General features: G+C 60.4%; 15 protein-coding genes. 5 read left to right on the forward strand and 10 right to left on the reverse strand.

The features are described 5' to 3' along the window. Window positions 1-104 precede the first annotated feature (104 nt). Window positions 105-782 carry an FKBP-type peptidyl-prolyl cis-trans isomerase gene (locus AC0Z8Z_RS20365; RefSeq protein ID WP_122623522.1) on the forward strand — a complete coding sequence of 226 codons (678 nt, stop codon included), beginning with the start codon at window positions 105-107 and terminating at the stop codon, window positions 780-782. A 91-nt stretch (window positions 783-873) separates the two neighbouring features. Here AC0Z8Z_RS20365 and rsd read toward each other — a convergent pair whose 3' ends face one another. From rsd to AC0Z8Z_RS20405, 8 genes are all read right to left on the reverse strand, one after another. Further along, complete coding sequence (rsd, locus tag AC0Z8Z_RS20370) at window positions 874-1,332, reverse strand: sigma D regulator (RefSeq protein WP_485620304.1); 459 nt, start codon at window positions 1,330-1,332, stop codon at window positions 874-876. 180 nt (window positions 1,333-1,512) lie between these two features. After that, the gene (locus tag AC0Z8Z_RS20375; RefSeq protein WP_485620305.1) at window positions 1,513-2,040 is read right to left on the reverse strand and encodes a disulfide bond formation protein B; all 528 of its coding nucleotides are present in this window, start codon (window positions 2,038-2,040) and stop codon (window positions 1,513-1,515) included. A 251-nt stretch (window positions 2,041-2,291) separates the two neighbouring features. Next, entirely contained in the window at window positions 2,292-3,539 is a 1,248-nt protein-coding gene (locus AC0Z8Z_RS20380; protein ID WP_485620306.1) for a heme biosynthesis HemY N-terminal domain-containing protein, read from the reverse strand. Beyond that, window positions 3,536-4,678, reverse strand: coding sequence for a uroporphyrinogen-III C-methyltransferase (locus AC0Z8Z_RS20385; RefSeq protein ID WP_485620307.1), 1,143 nt, complete (start codon window positions 4,676-4,678; stop codon window positions 3,536-3,538). The genes AC0Z8Z_RS20380 and AC0Z8Z_RS20385 overlap by 4 nt, the downstream gene beginning before the upstream one ends. Window positions 4,679-4,727: 49 nt before the next feature. Then, on the reverse strand, window positions 4,728-5,501 hold the full coding sequence (locus tag AC0Z8Z_RS20390; RefSeq protein WP_485620308.1) for a uroporphyrinogen-III synthase: 774 nt from the start codon (window positions 5,499-5,501) through the stop codon (window positions 4,728-4,730). Then, window positions 5,498-6,439, reverse strand: coding sequence for a hydroxymethylbilane synthase (gene hemC, locus AC0Z8Z_RS20395; protein ID WP_122534125.1), 942 nt, complete (start codon window positions 6,437-6,439; stop codon window positions 5,498-5,500). Before hemC ends, AC0Z8Z_RS20390 begins: the two co-directional genes overlap by 4 nt. Window positions 6,440-6,601: 162 nt before the next feature. Beyond that, window positions 6,602-7,348: a LytR/AlgR family response regulator transcription factor gene (locus tag AC0Z8Z_RS20400; RefSeq protein WP_172610293.1), complete on the reverse strand. Its 747-nt coding sequence runs from the start codon at window positions 7,346-7,348 to the stop codon at window positions 6,602-6,604. Beyond that, window positions 7,345-8,427 carry a sensor histidine kinase gene (locus AC0Z8Z_RS20405; protein WP_485620309.1) on the reverse strand — a complete coding sequence of 361 codons (1,083 nt, stop codon included), beginning with the start codon at window positions 8,425-8,427 and terminating at the stop codon, window positions 7,345-7,347. Before AC0Z8Z_RS20405 ends, AC0Z8Z_RS20400 begins: the two co-directional genes overlap by 4 nt. 146 nt (window positions 8,428-8,573) lie before the next feature. Here AC0Z8Z_RS20405 and argH point away from each other — a divergent pair, with 146 nt between their 5' ends. The 4 genes from argH to AC0Z8Z_RS20425 all read left to right on the forward strand — a co-directional run bounded on the left by argH (window position 8,574) and on the right by AC0Z8Z_RS20425 (window position 13,795). Beyond that, a complete protein-coding gene (argH, locus tag AC0Z8Z_RS20410; RefSeq protein ID WP_485620310.1) occupies window positions 8,574-9,968 on the forward strand; it encodes an argininosuccinate lyase in 1,395 nt (464 codons plus the stop codon). Window positions 9,969-10,031: 63 nt separating this feature from the next. Further along, window positions 10,032-10,325 carry a hypothetical protein gene (locus AC0Z8Z_RS20415; RefSeq protein ID WP_122534371.1) on the forward strand — a complete coding sequence of 98 codons (294 nt, stop codon included), beginning with the start codon at window positions 10,032-10,034 and terminating at the stop codon, window positions 10,323-10,325. Between the two features lie 170 nt (window positions 10,326-10,495). After that, window positions 10,496-10,747, forward strand: a complete 252-nt coding sequence (locus tag AC0Z8Z_RS20420; protein WP_122534129.1) for a TIGR02647 family protein — start codon at window positions 10,496-10,498, stop codon at window positions 10,745-10,747. A gap of 198 nt (window positions 10,748-10,945) precedes the next feature. Continuing rightward, on the forward strand, window positions 10,946-13,795 hold the full coding sequence (locus tag AC0Z8Z_RS20425) for a class I adenylate cyclase (RefSeq protein ID WP_485620311.1): 2,850 nt from the start codon (window positions 10,946-10,948) through the stop codon (window positions 13,793-13,795). A 25-nt stretch (window positions 13,796-13,820) separates the two neighbouring features. Here the strand turns inward: AC0Z8Z_RS20425 and AC0Z8Z_RS20430 are convergent, their stop codons facing one another. Together AC0Z8Z_RS20430 and cyaY are read right to left on the reverse strand one after the other, a co-directional pair. Continuing rightward, window positions 13,821-14,054 (reverse strand): DUF1289 domain-containing protein, encoded by a 234-nt coding sequence (locus AC0Z8Z_RS20430; RefSeq protein ID WP_172610289.1) that lies wholly within the window; start codon window positions 14,052-14,054, stop codon window positions 13,821-13,823. After that, a complete protein-coding gene (gene cyaY, locus AC0Z8Z_RS20435) occupies window positions 14,051-14,407 on the reverse strand; it encodes an iron donor protein CyaY (RefSeq protein WP_485620312.1) in 357 nt (118 codons plus the stop codon). The genes AC0Z8Z_RS20430 and cyaY overlap by 4 nt, the downstream gene beginning before the upstream one ends. Between the last annotated feature and the right edge of the window lie 121 nt (window positions 14,408-14,528).

Here is a 14,528-nt window from a genome sequence, read left to right on the forward strand (position 1 = left end):
ACGATCCCCGCTCTGTTGCAAGACGCCGAAAAACGCGGCAATACCCGTCACGCTCGGGCTTCAGCGCTGGCATAATCGCTCACTTCCCAGGCCGGAGAGCATTCATGTCGCGCTACCTGTTTATGTCGTTGTTCCTCTTGGTACCCTTTGCTCACGCGACTGATGCTCCGGCGTCCGACAACACTCACGACCTTTCATACAGCCTTGGCGCAAGTCTGGGGGAGCGTCTGCGCCAGGAAGCACCTGACCTGCAGCTGCCCGCACTGCTTGAAGGTCTGCAGTCGGCGTATCAAGGCAAGCCGCTGGCGATCAAACAGGAACGCATGGAGCAGATCCTCAGCGACCACGACGCCGCCCTCGCCCAGGCTGAAAGCTCTGGCCAGACTGAACCGCAAACCGAAGCGGCGCTGAAGGACGAACGCAAATTCATGGACGTCGAAAAGGCCAAACCTGGCGTTCGCCAACTCGCGGATGGCATCCTGATGACCGAACTGACGCCGGGCAACGGCGCCAAACCCGACATCAATGGCCGTGTGCAGGTGAAGTACGTGGGCCGTCTGCCTGATGGCACGATCTTCGATCAGAGCCAGCAGCCACAATGGTTCCGCCTGGACAGCGTCATTGCCGGCTGGACCACCGCCCTCGCCGACATGCCGGTGGGTGCCAAATGGCGGTTGGTCATCCCTTCGGCTCAAGCGTATGGCGCAGAGGGCGCGGGTGATCTGATCGATCCGTACACCCCGCTGGTGTTCGAAATCGAGTTGCTCGGGGTGTCGCAGTAACGCCGGCGATGACCGAGACTTCACCGGCCGCATTAAAGACAGATCATAAAAAAGGGTGCCCAAGGCACCCTTTTTTATATCAGCGTCCTTCTCAGACCTCTTCCTCGACCTGTTGCTTGTGCGCGTTGTGCAGCACTTCGATCAGGCAGTCTTCCAGCTCAAAGCGCTCGTGCAGCAAGCCGCCCAATTCCTTGAATTTCTCGGCGACGCATTTGCCTTCATCACAGAGATCGTTGAACGCCAGCAGCTTCTCGGTGATGACGTCGATCCGAGGATAGATCGTGTCAGCCAGCTCAAGGCCGCGCTGATTCTTGAACGCCTTGGCCTCGTTGGTGAGCTGCTCGTAAATTTCGAAATGACCCGCCGACACGTAATCGACCAACGAGCCGCAGAATTCCTGCAAGGGCGTGCTTTTTTCGGCAAACGCTTCCGGATCTGCACTCAAGGCGTAATAAGCCCTGATCAACTCGTTGCGCTCCAGCAACCAGCGGTCAATCAGCTTGTGAACCCCACCCCAGCGTTCCTGAGCGTTCTGACAACTTTCCAGCATGATGTTCTCTCTTCCCTTCAGGGGCATGCTGCTTCAAGCGCTTTCGTTCGGTCCGAGACGTGTCGGAGCCAGCCGGGAAAAGCGCGAACAGCAGCATTGATCCGATGATGCGTGCGGCCCAGATTATGCCCGCATGACTAGCCCATCAAGGTACGCAGGACATAAAGTTCATACAAGTGTTTAATCCGCCGTCCCCACATCCATTGATCCGAAGCGGCGAAACTCGATAAAAAGGTAGTACAGCGCGAACAGGCTTAAACCTGAAAACGCCAACAGGCTCCACTCCGGCAAGCTGATGCCAAACAGCGACCAGTTGATCTCGGAGCACCCTGCGCTTCCCGCCAGCACCATCGCCATGACCTTCACGTAGCTTTGCGTTTCCATGAGGTAGTGCAGGTTTTCAATACATGCTGCCATGTTCTCGGGCGGCGAAGCCTGCAACCAGACCTGACGTGCCGCGACGCTCGCTCCCAAAGCGGAAAACAGTAAAAGAAAGCCCGCGTAGATACGCCAGCCAGATTTGCCCGGCGCGTGCAGCGCGGCGAGCAAACACACACCCGCAGATACCGCCATGAGCACACGCTGAAGCAGGCACATCGGACATGGCGCTGCATCAACTACAGGGCCGAGATAAACCGTCGCTCCCACAATCGATGCGCAGGCCAGAAACGCCAGAGAGAACAAGGAGCGCGTACGAGCCAGCTGCATGGAAAATCCGTAACAAAAGACGAAGGCGGCTACGGTAGAGGAAAGCGCGAGTCGCTTTCAAGGCGCTCAACGGAGGATATTTCTTTGTTGATGTAGGTAAATCCCGACGCCGTGTTTAAGACGTTATACCGGTAGCCCAAAGATCCTCTCAACAAGCCACACGAAGCACGGAAATGCCCTACACAAATAAAAGACTCAGACACTGAAGAGGCCCGCAAGCGGGCCTCTTAGAGTTGACGTCTTACCCCAGTCTAAGCGCGCGTCAGTGCTGGCAACGGACGGGCGAGCAAACGCTCATCCAGCAAACCCAGACCTTCCTGAAACAGCTGATTGCTGCGATCAGTCTCGCCCAGCTGCGCAAGCAGACGAGCCAGTTCGGCACACGCTTCCGGGTTGCGCTGCAACCTCAAGCTCGACTCGAGGTAATCACGCGCTTTACCCCAAAAGCTGCTTTGCAGGCATAGACGACCCAGGGTCAACAGCAAGCCTGGGTCATCGGTATGACTTTTCAGCCAGCCTTCGGCGGTCTGCAGTTGCCTGGCAGGGTCGGCGCCGCGCACCAAGCCATACAGCCGCGCAAGGTGAGTGTTGTAATCGCGCTTCATCGCCGTACGCAAAACCTCTTCGGCCTGCACGTCGGCGCCCAGGCGCCGCAACTGTTCGGCATACGCCAACACAAGTGCGGGCTCCTGGCGCTGAGCCGAAGTCAATTGCTGCCAGGCGTGCTCCAGCGAAGGCAAACCGGTGGCGACAGTATCGCTGCCTGATTCCCGATGGGCAGCCAAGGAGAGGTTTTCGCCCCAGGCGCGTCTCTCCAGTTCAGCCAGCTCCTGCGCCGGAAGGACTTTATCCTTGCGTAGCTCCGGCATCAGACGAATCAACTCCGGCCACGCGCCACGCTCGCGGTACAGGCGCTGCAACTGGCGCAAGACCTGCGGGTTATGCGGATGGCGTTCTTGCATGGCCTGCAGGGTAACCAGTGCTCCATCGAGGTCGCCACGGTCCACCTGCAGCTGCGCGTGACTCAGCGCGATGGCCAGTTCAGCCTGTGGCTGACGCTCAAGCGCGCGCTCGAGCAGGTTATCGCTTTCTTCATAACGCCCCTGCTCGTTCGCTGCCCGGGCAGCACCGAGGTAGTACAGCAGCGGCTGACGCTCCGCTTCAGCGGCGCGATGCAAGTTGCGTTGCGCACTGGCCCAACGTCCTTCTGCGAGATCCATCTGCCCTTGTTCGATCGCGTTCTGCACACGACGGCTTCGATTGCGGCGTGACCAGGGATTGACCACCCCGCCAGAGGTCGTCAGCAACGTGATCAGCACGCGCACCAGCCACAGAATAAAGAGGAGGGCGACCAGCAGCGCCAGCGCTGCCCAGATGCTCGATTCGTAGCGGAAGGTGTCGTAGGAAATCAGCACGTAGCCCGCATGACGGGAGATCGCGACGCCTATTAGCGCCGCCGCCACGACCAGCACAAAGAGGATGACGTAAGCGCGCTTCATGGCTGTTTCCCAGGCTGCGCCTCGTCAGGGCGTTTCTCCAGCGCACCGCCGACAGGCGTATGACGCTGTTCGAGATACGCCTGCACCGCCGCCAGACTTTGTGTCAGGTCAGGGGTCGCGACGGAGACCGGCTGTTTGCTGAGCTCGTCCAGACGCTGCCCAAGCGCTTTGCTTTGCTGGTTATCGCGATTGAAATTGTCGTCCAGAACGCTGCACGCTTCAGCCATTGCCTTCTCGTAGACCGGGGCCTGGCCGTTGAGCGCAGCCCATTGCGCCTGCTCGATTGCCAGGCTCAACGCCAGACGAACCTGGGTCAGGCTCTGGCCTGCCAGCAACGGACGAATATTCTTGTCTGCGTTGAAGTCGATGCGCACAAACTGGGAAATCTTGTCCCACCATTTGGCCCAATAGCTGTCCTCACTGCCATCGGTCAAACCGAACAGCGAATCGCCCTTGTCCTTGTATTCCGGCACCAGCTCATTTAACTGCGCGACTTGATCCCGCACGGCCGCCAATTGCAGAAACAGTCCGGTGCGATCCGGTTGGTCGACGCTGCGCAGCGCGGTCAGGCTTTTGGCCAATTGCTCGCGAGCCGCGAACGCACCCGGATCGTCCTGCTCGCGCAGGATCTCGTCTGCGCCCTGGACCAGCGCTGCAGCGCTGTTGATGTCTTGCAGTGCAGACAGTCTCAGGCTCGCCAGCCGTAGCAGATGCTCCGCCTCGGCCAGACGCCAATCCTTGCGGCTGGCGCCGAGCACAGTCTCCACACGCTGGCTCAGTCGCTGCTGATCACCCTGCAACTGCGTAACGAGGCGACGGCGATCCTCCAGCTCCTGAGCCGGTGGCAATTGCGCCAGACGTGCGGCGATTTGCTGCTCGCTCTGCTTGAGCGCCTGGGTCTGCGAACCGATGTCCTGCAGTTGACCTGACTGCTCCTGGTGACCGGCCTGCATGGCGCGCAGTTGCCAAACACTCCAGCCGCCAACGGCAACGCCCGCAGCGCCCAGCAACAGCGCCAGTATGGCGAGCCCGTTGCTGCTTCGGCGATTCGACGGTTCTTTGTACGCTGGATCCGGCAGCGGCTCAGGTTTGGCCAGTACCGGTTCAACGTCATCTTTTGGCAAGACTGTTTCGCTCACGTATCCATCCTTTGCATTTTGGGCGTCGCGTAATCCGACTGATCGACCCTTACGCCTGTAAGGCAGGCGCGGGGTGTTCACGCAATGCTGCCAACAAGGCCGGGGCGCTGGCGCCACGGCAATCCACTACGGTAAGGACCCCGGCAGCACGCGCCATTTCGGCGACCCGGGGGCTTGGTACAAACAAAGGCATCTGCGCAAGCGTAGGCCAGGCGTCGCCCGCCAACTCACGCAGATGCTCGAAACCCTGTCCACTGCTGACCACCAGCCCATTCAAGCGTTCCGCCTTTACGGTATGAGGCAGTGTGAAAGCCGGGTATTGCGGCAGGTTGCGACGATACAGCGGCAGGTAATCGACCACCACACCACGATCACGCAACCGTTCGGCCAGCAGCTCGCGACCGTCTTCGCCACGCATGATCAGCACTTTGGGGTCGTAACCCGAGACGGCCTGTTGAAACTGCGGCAGGTCGAGAAGCGCTTCGCTGTCGTCGCCATGCTCGGGGAAGAACACATGCAATCCGTAATCATCAAGAATTTGCGCGGTAGCGGCGCCCACGGTGAACCACTTCTGCATTGGCGGCTGTGGCCAGACTTCATCGAGCATCGCCAGCCCTAGGCGCGCGGCCGGCTTGCTGACGACGATAACCGCGCAGTACGCGGCGAGGTCGTAGATGATCGAGCGATTGCCTTCTGACACCGGCAAAGGCTCGATCTGCAGCAGCGGCAGGCTGGCGCTGTGCACGCCAACCTCAGCCAAGATCTGCGCAAGCGCCTGCGATTCTTCAGTCGGACGCGTGAGCAGCAGGCGCCAGGCTTTCACTCGCCGTCAGCCTCGCCGTATACCGCTTTGAGAATCTTCGCTGCACCTTGAGCCAGCAGCGCTTCGGCCACTTGCACGCCCAGCGCCTGGGCGTCCACTTGTGGCGCGCGCGCTTCTGCGTGCAGCAGCACGGTGCCGGAGGGATCGCCCACCAGACCGCGCAGCCACAATTGCTCGCCTTCCAGCACGGCGTAGCAGGCGATCGGCACCTGGCAACCACCGTTGAGGTGCTTGTTCAGCGCGCGCTCGGCGGTGACCCGCACGGCGGTGTCGTCATGGTGCAGCGGAGCCAGCAAGGCATGAAGTTCGATGTCGACGCTGCGGCATTCAATGCCCACTGCGCCCTGCCCGCCGGCCGGCAGGCTATGGTCGATGCTAATGGGGGCGGTGATGCGGTCTTCGAAACCCAGACGGATCAGGCCGGCGGCGGCAAGGATGATCGCGTCGTACTCACCCGCGTCCAGTTTGGCGAGTCGCGTGTTGACGTTGCCACGCAGAAACCGGATTTGCAGGTCAGGCCGACGCGCCAGCAACTGAGCCTGTCGACGCAGGCTCGACGTTCCGACTACGGCTCCGGCGGGCAGCTCATCGAGACTGGTGTAAGTGTTGGAGACGAAGGCGTCGCGCGGGTCTTCGCGTTCGCAGATACAGAACAGACCAAGCCCCTGAGGGAAGTCCATCGGGACGTCCTTCATCGAGTGGACGGCGATGTCGGCTGTGTGCTCCATCAGTGCTGTTTCCAGCTCCTTGACGAACAGACCCTTGCCACCGATTTTCGAGAGCGGCGAGTCCAGCAGCTTGTCGCCGCGACTGACCATCGGCACCAGCGTCACGATCAGGCCGGGATGCGCCTGCTCCAGACGCGCCTTGACGTACTCGGCTTGCCAGAGGGCCAGGGCGCTTTTACGGGTGGCGATGCGGATTTCGCGAGAAGACATGAACCGGTCCGTGCTGAGTGAATGCGGCGAATAATAACAGCTCGACCGGATCGGACCGAATGACTGTATTCAATCGTTGCGCATCATGATCTCAATCAACCTGCCCACGCCATGCGACGGCATGTCGCCCGCATCGCACGGCATCGCCTTCGCGGCACTTGCTTACAACTGCTGCATCATCTTGCGCACACCGGCAACGTGCCGGCGGCTGACGATCAACGCATCACCGTTGAGCCCCTTGAGGAACAACTGGAAATGGCCCAGCGGCGTGCGCTGCAGGCGTTCGATGCGCTCACGGGCAACCAGCGCGTTGCGGTGAATACGCACGAAGCGATCGCCGAACTCATCTTCCAGGGCTTTAAGCGGCTCATCCAGCAGCACTTCGCCGCCTTCGTGGCGCAGGGTCACGTATTTATGATCAGCGATGAAATAGATCACCTCGGCGAGCGGGATCAGCTCAATGCCCTTTCGGGTACGCGCGCTGATGTGACTGCGCGGGCCGGCGCCGCTTTCCGCAGCAGGCCGGGTCATCGCTGCCAGCTGCACGCGGTTTGGCCGCTCGGCCTTGCGCAACGCATCGATCAAGTGCTCTGGACGAACCGGCTTGACCAGGAAACCCACGGCGCTGACCCGGAAGGCTTCTAGCGCAAATTCATCGTGGGCCGTGCAAAACACGACGGCGGGAGGGGCGTCGCGCTCGCACAATTTTGCCGCGACCTGAAGTCCATCCAGGCCAGGCATGCGGATATCCAGCAACACCACGTCGGGTTTCAAATTTTCAATCAGCTGCAATGCTTCTTCGCCATTTGTGGCGCTGGGTTCCAGAACCTTGTAACCCTCGAGCTCGCTTACCATACGGCTCAGGCGCTCTCGGGCTAGGGGTTCGTCATCAACGATCAGGACATTCATATTGCTCTGGCTTCCTGCGTGAGTCTCGCACAAGGATAGCGTAGACAGGTGAAGTGACGACCGTCTCGGCGCTCCACGCTCAGACTGGCGAGAGGGCCGAAAAGTGCCGTGAGTCGAGCGCCGATGTTTGCCAAGGCCTGCTGAGTGCCGCTCGGGTTTTGCCCCAGGGCGGCCTCATCGTATGGATTACTGACGCGCAATATGAATACTCCCCGTTCGTAGTCCGCCTCAACTCTGACCACGCCGCCTTCAATGCGGGGCGCGATGCCGTAAATCAGCGCGTTTTCCAATAATGGCTGCAAGGTTAGCTGGGGAATTGGCAAGTCGTCGGGAATTGCACTTATGGCCCAGTCCAACTGTAGACGCTCGCCAAGTCGATATTGCTCAATCGATAAATAGCGTTTCGCCAAATCAAGCTCTTCACGCCATGTCGTCAGGCTGCCGGGCTTGCCCAGACTGGCCCGAAACAGGTCAGACAGATCAAGCACCGCCTGCTCCGCCTTGACCGGATCGCTGGTGACCAGGCTGGCGATGCTATTGAGTGTATTGAACAGAAAATGCGGGCGAATCCGCGCCTGCAGGGACTCGATCCTGGCCTGAAGTTCGGCCTGCTGCTGTTTTCGCCACTGACTCTGCAGGTAAAAGTACCGCAGCATCAATGCGGACATGATCAAGGCGATCAGGGCGTAACGCAGGTACCGCTCGACGACCCCATTGAACGAGGTCGGGGGATTCACTTGGTAATAGTCAGTCACGGCGGTGCACATCAGCGTCACCGCGACCACCAGCAGACAACCGATGCAGCCGGCCACGCCAGCACGCATCCGCGCCAGCCAGGGACGCAAGCCACACAGCAGCGCGGCGGACAGCAGCACGATCCACTGCACGAAAAGAGAAATCAGCGCCAGACGCACCCAGTCGAACCCCGGCCGCATGGGCTCGATGAGCACGAGCACGAAGACCAGCAACTCCGCCAGCACCACCAGCATCAGCAACGCCTGGGGCAGGCACAGTTCCGGGAGGAAGAACTCTTTGCCGGGCGCACTGCTCTGCCCCGGTTGTTTGCGCTCGTTTTGCATGGCCGCCAGTCTCTTCGCTCATACCGTCGCAGGCAAGCCGCCGGGGATAAATAAGCGGCAATGCTGTTATCATCGCCCGCGTCTTTAGAATCGGCCGGCGCCGGTTTTTCATCAGTTTCAGCCACCAGCAAAGCAGCGAGCGAATCATGAGCACCGACAAGACCAACCAGTCCTGGGGCGGCCGCTTCAGTGAACCCGTCGACGCCTTCGTCGCACGCTTCACCGCCTCCGTCACCTTCGATCAGCGCCTTTATCGCCACGACATCATGGGCTCCGTCGCCCACGCCACGATGCTGGCCAAAGTCGGCGTGCTGACCGATGCCGAGCGCGACACGATCATCGACGGGCTGAAGAGCATTCAGGGCGAGATCGAAGCCGGCACGTTTGACTGGCGCGTGGACCTCGAAGACGTGCACATGAACATCGAAGCGCGCCTGACTGATCGCATCGGCGTCACCGGTAAAAAGCTGCACACCGGGCGCAGCCGCAACGACCAGGTCGCCACCGACATCCGCCTGTGGCTGCGTGACGAAATCGACCTGATTCTGGCTGAAATCACTCGCCTGCAAGAAGGCCTGCTGGGGCTCGCCGAGCGTGAAGCCGACACCATCATGCCGGGCTTCACTCACCTGCAGACCGCGCAACCGGTGACCTTCGGCCACCACATGCTGGCGTGGTTCGAAATGCTCAGCCGTGATTACGAGCGTCTGGTCGATTGCCGCAAGCGCACCAATCGCATGCCCTTGGGCAGCGCCGCGCTGGCCGGCACCACGTACCCGATTGACCGCGAACTGACCTGCCAACTCCTGGGCTTCGAGGCCATCGGCGGCAACTCGCTGGACAGCGTCTCCGATCGCGACTTCGCCATCGAGTTCTGCTCCGCCGCGAGCATCGCGATGATGCACCTGTCGCGTTTCTCCGAAGAGCTGGTGCTGTGGACCAGCGCGCAGTTTCAGTTCATCGACCTGCCTGATCGCTTCTGCACCGGCAGCTCGATCATGCCGCAAAAGAAAAACCCTGATGTTCCTGAACTGGTCCGTGGCAAAAGCGGCCGCGTATTCGGCGCTCTGATGGGCCTGCTGACCTTGATGAAGGGCCAGCCGCTGGCCTACAACAAGGACAATCAGGAAGACAAGGAGCCGCTGTTCGACGCTGCCGACACCCTGCGCGACTCGCTGCGTGCCTTCGCCGACATGATCCCGGCGATCAAACCCAAGCACGCCATGATGCGCGAGGCCGCGCTGCGTGGCTTCTCCACGGCAACCGACCTGGCCGACTATCTGGTCCGCCGCGGCTTACCATTCCGTGATTGCCACGAGATTGTGGGTCACGCGGTGAAGCATGGCGTCGAGACCGGCAAGGATCTGGCCGAGATGACGCTGGACGAGCTGCGTCAGTTCAGCGACCAGATCGACCAGGACGTCTTTGCGGTGCTGAAGCTCGAGGGCTCGGTCAACGCTCGTAACCACATCGGCGGCACGGCACCGGAGCAGGTCAAGGCCGCAGTTGTGCGTGGCCAGCATTTGCTTGCCACCCGCTAAGCGCATAAACGGCGTCGCCCGATGCGGGCGATGCCATTCAATTGGCAGGACATCGAGAACGACATGAGCGACAACATCGAAAACGACGAAGAAGAGTTTGCGGAAGCGACGCTGATTGAAGCCATCGAAAATCAGATCGAGAGCGACAACCCGCCAGCGGCCAAAGCCACCTACAACAAGCTGACCCTTGTGGGCATCGAGCGCGAAGAGATTCTGCAGATGATGGCCCACATTCTGGCATTGGAGATCGACGGGATCCTGGCTGAAGATCGCCCGTTCAATACTGCCTGGTACGAAGCCGCCCTGCGTGCACTGCCCGATATGCCGCCGGGCGTGCGACTGGCGGAAGACGAGTAACACCTGCCAGATATGCCGGTCGCTCACCCGACCTGACGACCGGCCAGATACTTCCTGCAAAATCCCCAGACCTGACTACACTCCAACAGCCTCGCTGCCGCATGGCGACGGGGCCGTCACGCCTGCGATTCTGATCGCGGTGTATCCACTGGAAAAAGTCTGGAGCACCTATGTCGTTTACCCCTGAATTGGTTGCCGAGCTGGAAATCCTGTCGCTGTTCAATCTGAGCAACACCAAAGAGGGACTGAAGGTCCACCACCATTCCGCGGCTCCCGCAGCCATCGCTGCCGCCCAACGACTCTTCGACAAAGGCCTCACCACACAACACGACGGAGGCTATTTGACCAGCCTGGGGCTGGATGCCGCCGACCACGCTCAATCGCTGCTGATCATTCTTGCCACCAGCCAGGAAGCTGCCTGACTCGACCCTCGCGAAACCTTTGCATGTACGCATCAAATAAAGGTTTCGCGAATCCTCCATTTCGACGATGCTGCGCCGATAAAATAATGGCGCCATAAAAAAGACCCGCGATTGTGCCGTATCGGCCTGACGCCACGCTGTCTTGATTATCGCTACACCTTTACTTCATGCAGTGCCGCCCGCCGGCTTCGAGTCGCGATGACGCGTAGTTCCGAAATTCGCCCGGATCTGGATGAGGGCATTGATCGCAAGGTCCTCGCTCAGTTACGCAGCCGCTTCCTGGCCCTGAGTGAGAGTCGACTGGCGCGCGCCTACGAAGGCTTATCGCCCCGCCAGCAAAGCGTGCTATCCCTGCTGCCGCTGTTTTTCCACGTTAATCATCCGCTGTTGCCAGGCTATGTGTCGGGCTCCACCCCCGCTGGCGTTTCCCATTACGAGCCTGACGCCCAGGCCCTTGCCGAAGCGCAGCGCCTGACGCGGTCGTTCTCCTACAAACCACGCCGGGTGAATCCCCCCCAGCCGATTCACGGCATCTTTCTGATGGGCAGCCTTGGGACCCTTGCCCAGGCTGACCAGAGCGACATGGACGTGTGGATCTGCCACGACCCGCTGCTGTCGGCCGACGAAATCCAGGAGTTGCGCAGGAAGTGCCAGTCCCTGGAAAGCTGGGCGGCGAGCATGGGTGCCGAGGCGCATTTCTTTCTCGTCGATCCGGAGCGTTTTGTCGTCGGCGAGCGCGACGCGCAGCTGAGTGGGGAGGACTGCGGGACGACGCAGCACTATCTGTTACTCGACGAGTTTTATCGCACTGCTATCTGGCTCGCCGGGCGCACCCCGATGTGGTGGCTGGTGCCGGTCTATGAGGAAACGCGCTACGCCGAATACACGCACACCCTGCTGTCGAAGCGCTTTATTCGTGCCGATGAGGTGCTGGACCTCGGCAACATGTCGCACATCCCACCGGGCGAATTTATCGGCGCCGGGCTCTGGCAGTTGTTCAAAGGCATCGAATCGCCCTACAAGTCGGTGCTCAAACTGCTGCTCACCGAGGCCTACGCCAGCGAACACCCGCAGGTGCAGTGCCTGAGCATGCGCTTTAAGAACGCCGTGTTCGCCAAGCGAGTAGACCTCGACGAACTGGACCCATACGTGATGGTGTACCGGCGCATCGAGGAATACCTGCTGGCACGGGGCGAGCCCGAACGGCTGGAGCTGGCACGTCGCAGTTTGTACCTGAAAGTGAACAAGAAACTCACGGGGGCTACTCGCCACCGCAGCAACGGTTGGCAGCGTCTTCTGCTGGAACGGCTGGTCAATGAGTGGAACTGGGACGATCGTCAGCTGGCGCTGCTCGACAGCCGCAGCCAATGGAAAGTGCGTCAGGTCGCCAGCGAACGTCGCGCACTGGTCGGCGAGCTCAACCTCAGTTACCGCTTCCTGACCCAGTTCGCGCGGGCGCAAAAGGCAGTCAATTCGATCAGCAAGCGCGACCTCAATGTGCTCGGGCGCCGGCTGTATGCGGCCTTCGAACGCAAAGCCGGCAAAGTGGAATTTCTCAATCCGGGCATCGCGCCGGATCTGGCAGAAGATACGCTGACGCTGGCGCAACTGCCGAACAAGCGCGAGCCCGGCAGGTATCAATGGTGTCTCTATAACGGCAACCTGAGTGCCCACGAGCTGGAGACGTTTGCCCCGATCAAGCGCAGCCGCGAGTTGCTGGAACTGCTCACGTGGTGCCATCGCAACAACGTCATCGACAGCAGCACGCGCCTGGCGCTCCACCCTGGCATCAGCGATCTGACCGAATTTGAACTGTTCAATCTTCAAGGCGCGCTGCAGCAGAGCATTGCGCTGCCGCTGTCCATGGTCGATGAAGACGTACTGCTGAGCCCGAGCGTGCCCCGCGAGATCCTGCTGTTGGTCAACGTCGGCATCGACCCGCTCAGGCACCACAAAGACCTGAACATCCTGATGACCACCGAGCGAACAGACTCGCTGAGCTACGCTGGCGTCCGCGAAAATCTGGTGCTGACCTTCGACCAGATCACCCTCAACAGCTGGAACGAGGTGCTGGTCAATCGCTTCGACGGCCCCCATGCACTGCTGGACTGCCTGACAGAATTGCTCAACAGCCTGCCGGAAAAGTCCGCAAGGCCTGTCATCCGCGTGCGCTGTTTTTGCCACAACCGTGCGCAGGCTATCGCCCAGCGCGTGGAAGAGCTCATCGGCACCGCGCAACTGCTGCTGGACCGGCGCCTGAATCATCGCTATCTCATTCAGGTCGAGCAGCGTTACCACGTTCTGCAAATGATCCCCGGGCAGGTCAGCCACGTCTCGCTCGAACACGTGCCGGCACTTTTTGATTATCTGGGTGAAGAGCTTTCTGCCTACAGCCCGCTTCATCTGGACCCCCAGGCACTGGACGACTTGGACTTGTCGCTGTTCATCCCGTACGGGCAGCCCGAGTGCATTCAGGTTTTTTACCGGATCAACGAACCCAATGCCGACCTGTACGTGCTCGATGAGCGCAATGCGTTATGGCATCAGCAGGTGCCGTATCACACTGAATCCAGCCTGCTGGTGCCGCTGCAGCGCTTCTTTGAGTCGCTGATGTACCGACGCGTAGCGTTGTTGCCGATGGATAACCCGCTGGAATCAACCTCGCTGGAGGCTTTGTATTACCGCATAACCCCCGATGGATCAGGGCGAGCCCGCCGCGTCGAGCAGCGCTCGCCCCCGGCAATGCTCATCGAAAAACCATTCTTCGATGTGCAGGCGATTATTGAGGAGGCAAGCCCAGGCCAGGTCAGCGTGACGCTGTATTGCGACGGGATGGAGTTCTCCGACCTCGAATTCGGCGATCAGCTGTTCAGCGTCGTGGCGCGGCGAATTCTCGACCAGCGCCGTGAGCCGCAACGTTACCGCTGTTACATCACCGACCTGGACCTGTCCGGGATTCTCGGGGATGCGCGCGGTCAGACCATCCTGTTCCTGCGCTACAAGGCCGAGCTGGAACAGTCACTGAATGCCGCGATGGATGAGGTTTGATGACGACCGGCTCGCTACAGACGATTCAGCGTGCGACGGAATTTACACTGCGACGCTGATCCGCCTGCCGCACGATCTCACGCCGACGCTCATCGGTCGCCGCCCGCCACTCGCGGATGTCTTCGACGTGGCGCTGGCACCCCGTGCAGACTTTGTCCTCATCGAGCCGGCAGATGCTGATGCAGGGCGACGGAACAGCCGGGCTGACGTTGCTGAACAGCGGCTTTGGCGGTTTGACCGGCGTTGCGTTAACGGTCACTGGCGGTTGCCATCGCTGCCGTCGAGGGCATCGAAGTCGATCTCTTCGCCGGCCTGCTGGTTCGCCAGACGATAGAGCATCTCGCTCAACAGCTCTTCGCTCTTGTCGCAGATCCAATGCTTCGCTTCTTCGTCGTAGTCAAAGTGAAAACCACCCGACGCAGCCGCCAGCCACAGCTGACGCAAAGGCTCCTGACGGCTGAAAATGAACTGCGAGCCGTTTTCGAATTTCACGGTCAGCACACCGGCCGAACTCTCAAGGTCCAGATCCAGACCGCTCTCGTCGAAGATGTCCTGGAGCTTTTCCTGGGTGGCATCGACCAGATCGTGAAAACGGGCTTCAGTCAAACTCATTGCATGAACCTCAAAAGTGTCGGCGGATGGCGCAGCGACGCACGATACGGTCGCTCCCCGGCAAATGCAAAGCCTACCCGCCCAACTGCAATGGCGGGACCGGCTTTTGTCGGGAAGGTAC

The sequence above is a fragment of the Pseudomonas sp. 1L-C-7-B-C1 genome (assembly GCF_057291635.1).

Coding starts and splice junctions, on each gene's coding strand:
- AC0Z8Z_RS20375 (WP_485620305.1), bottom strand. CDS start 2,040: ATGCAGCTGGCTCGTACGCGCTCCTTGTTCTCTCTGGCGTTTCTGGCC.
- rsd (WP_485620304.1), bottom strand. CDS start 1,332: ATGCTGGAAAGTTGTCAGAACGCTCAGGAACGCTGGGGTGGGGTTCAC.
- argH (WP_485620310.1), top strand. CDS start 8,574: ATGAGCACCGACAAGACCAACCAGTCCTGGGGCGGCCGCTTCAGTGAA.
- AC0Z8Z_RS20365 (WP_122623522.1), top strand. CDS start 105: ATGTCGCGCTACCTGTTTATGTCGTTGTTCCTCTTGGTACCCTTTGCT.
- AC0Z8Z_RS20415 (WP_122534371.1), top strand. CDS start 10,032: ATGAGCGACAACATCGAAAACGACGAAGAAGAGTTTGCGGAAGCGACG.
- cyaY (WP_485620312.1), bottom strand. CDS start 14,407: ATGAGTTTGACTGAAGCCCGTTTTCACGATCTGGTCGATGCCACCCAG.
- AC0Z8Z_RS20420 (WP_122534129.1), top strand. CDS start 10,496: ATGTCGTTTACCCCTGAATTGGTTGCCGAGCTGGAAATCCTGTCGCTG.
- AC0Z8Z_RS20400 (WP_172610293.1), bottom strand. CDS start 7,348: ATGAATGTCCTGATCGTTGATGACGAACCCCTAGCCCGAGAGCGCCTG.
- hemC (WP_122534125.1), bottom strand. CDS start 6,439: ATGTCTTCTCGCGAAATCCGCATCGCCACCCGTAAAAGCGCCCTGGCC.
- AC0Z8Z_RS20380 (WP_485620306.1), bottom strand. CDS start 3,539: ATGAAGCGCGCTTACGTCATCCTCTTTGTGCTGGTCGTGGCGGCGGCG.
- AC0Z8Z_RS20425 (WP_485620311.1), top strand. CDS start 10,946: ATGACGCGTAGTTCCGAAATTCGCCCGGATCTGGATGAGGGCATTGAT.
- AC0Z8Z_RS20405 (WP_485620309.1), bottom strand. CDS start 8,427: ATGCAAAACGAGCGCAAACAACCGGGGCAGAGCAGTGCGCCCGGCAAA.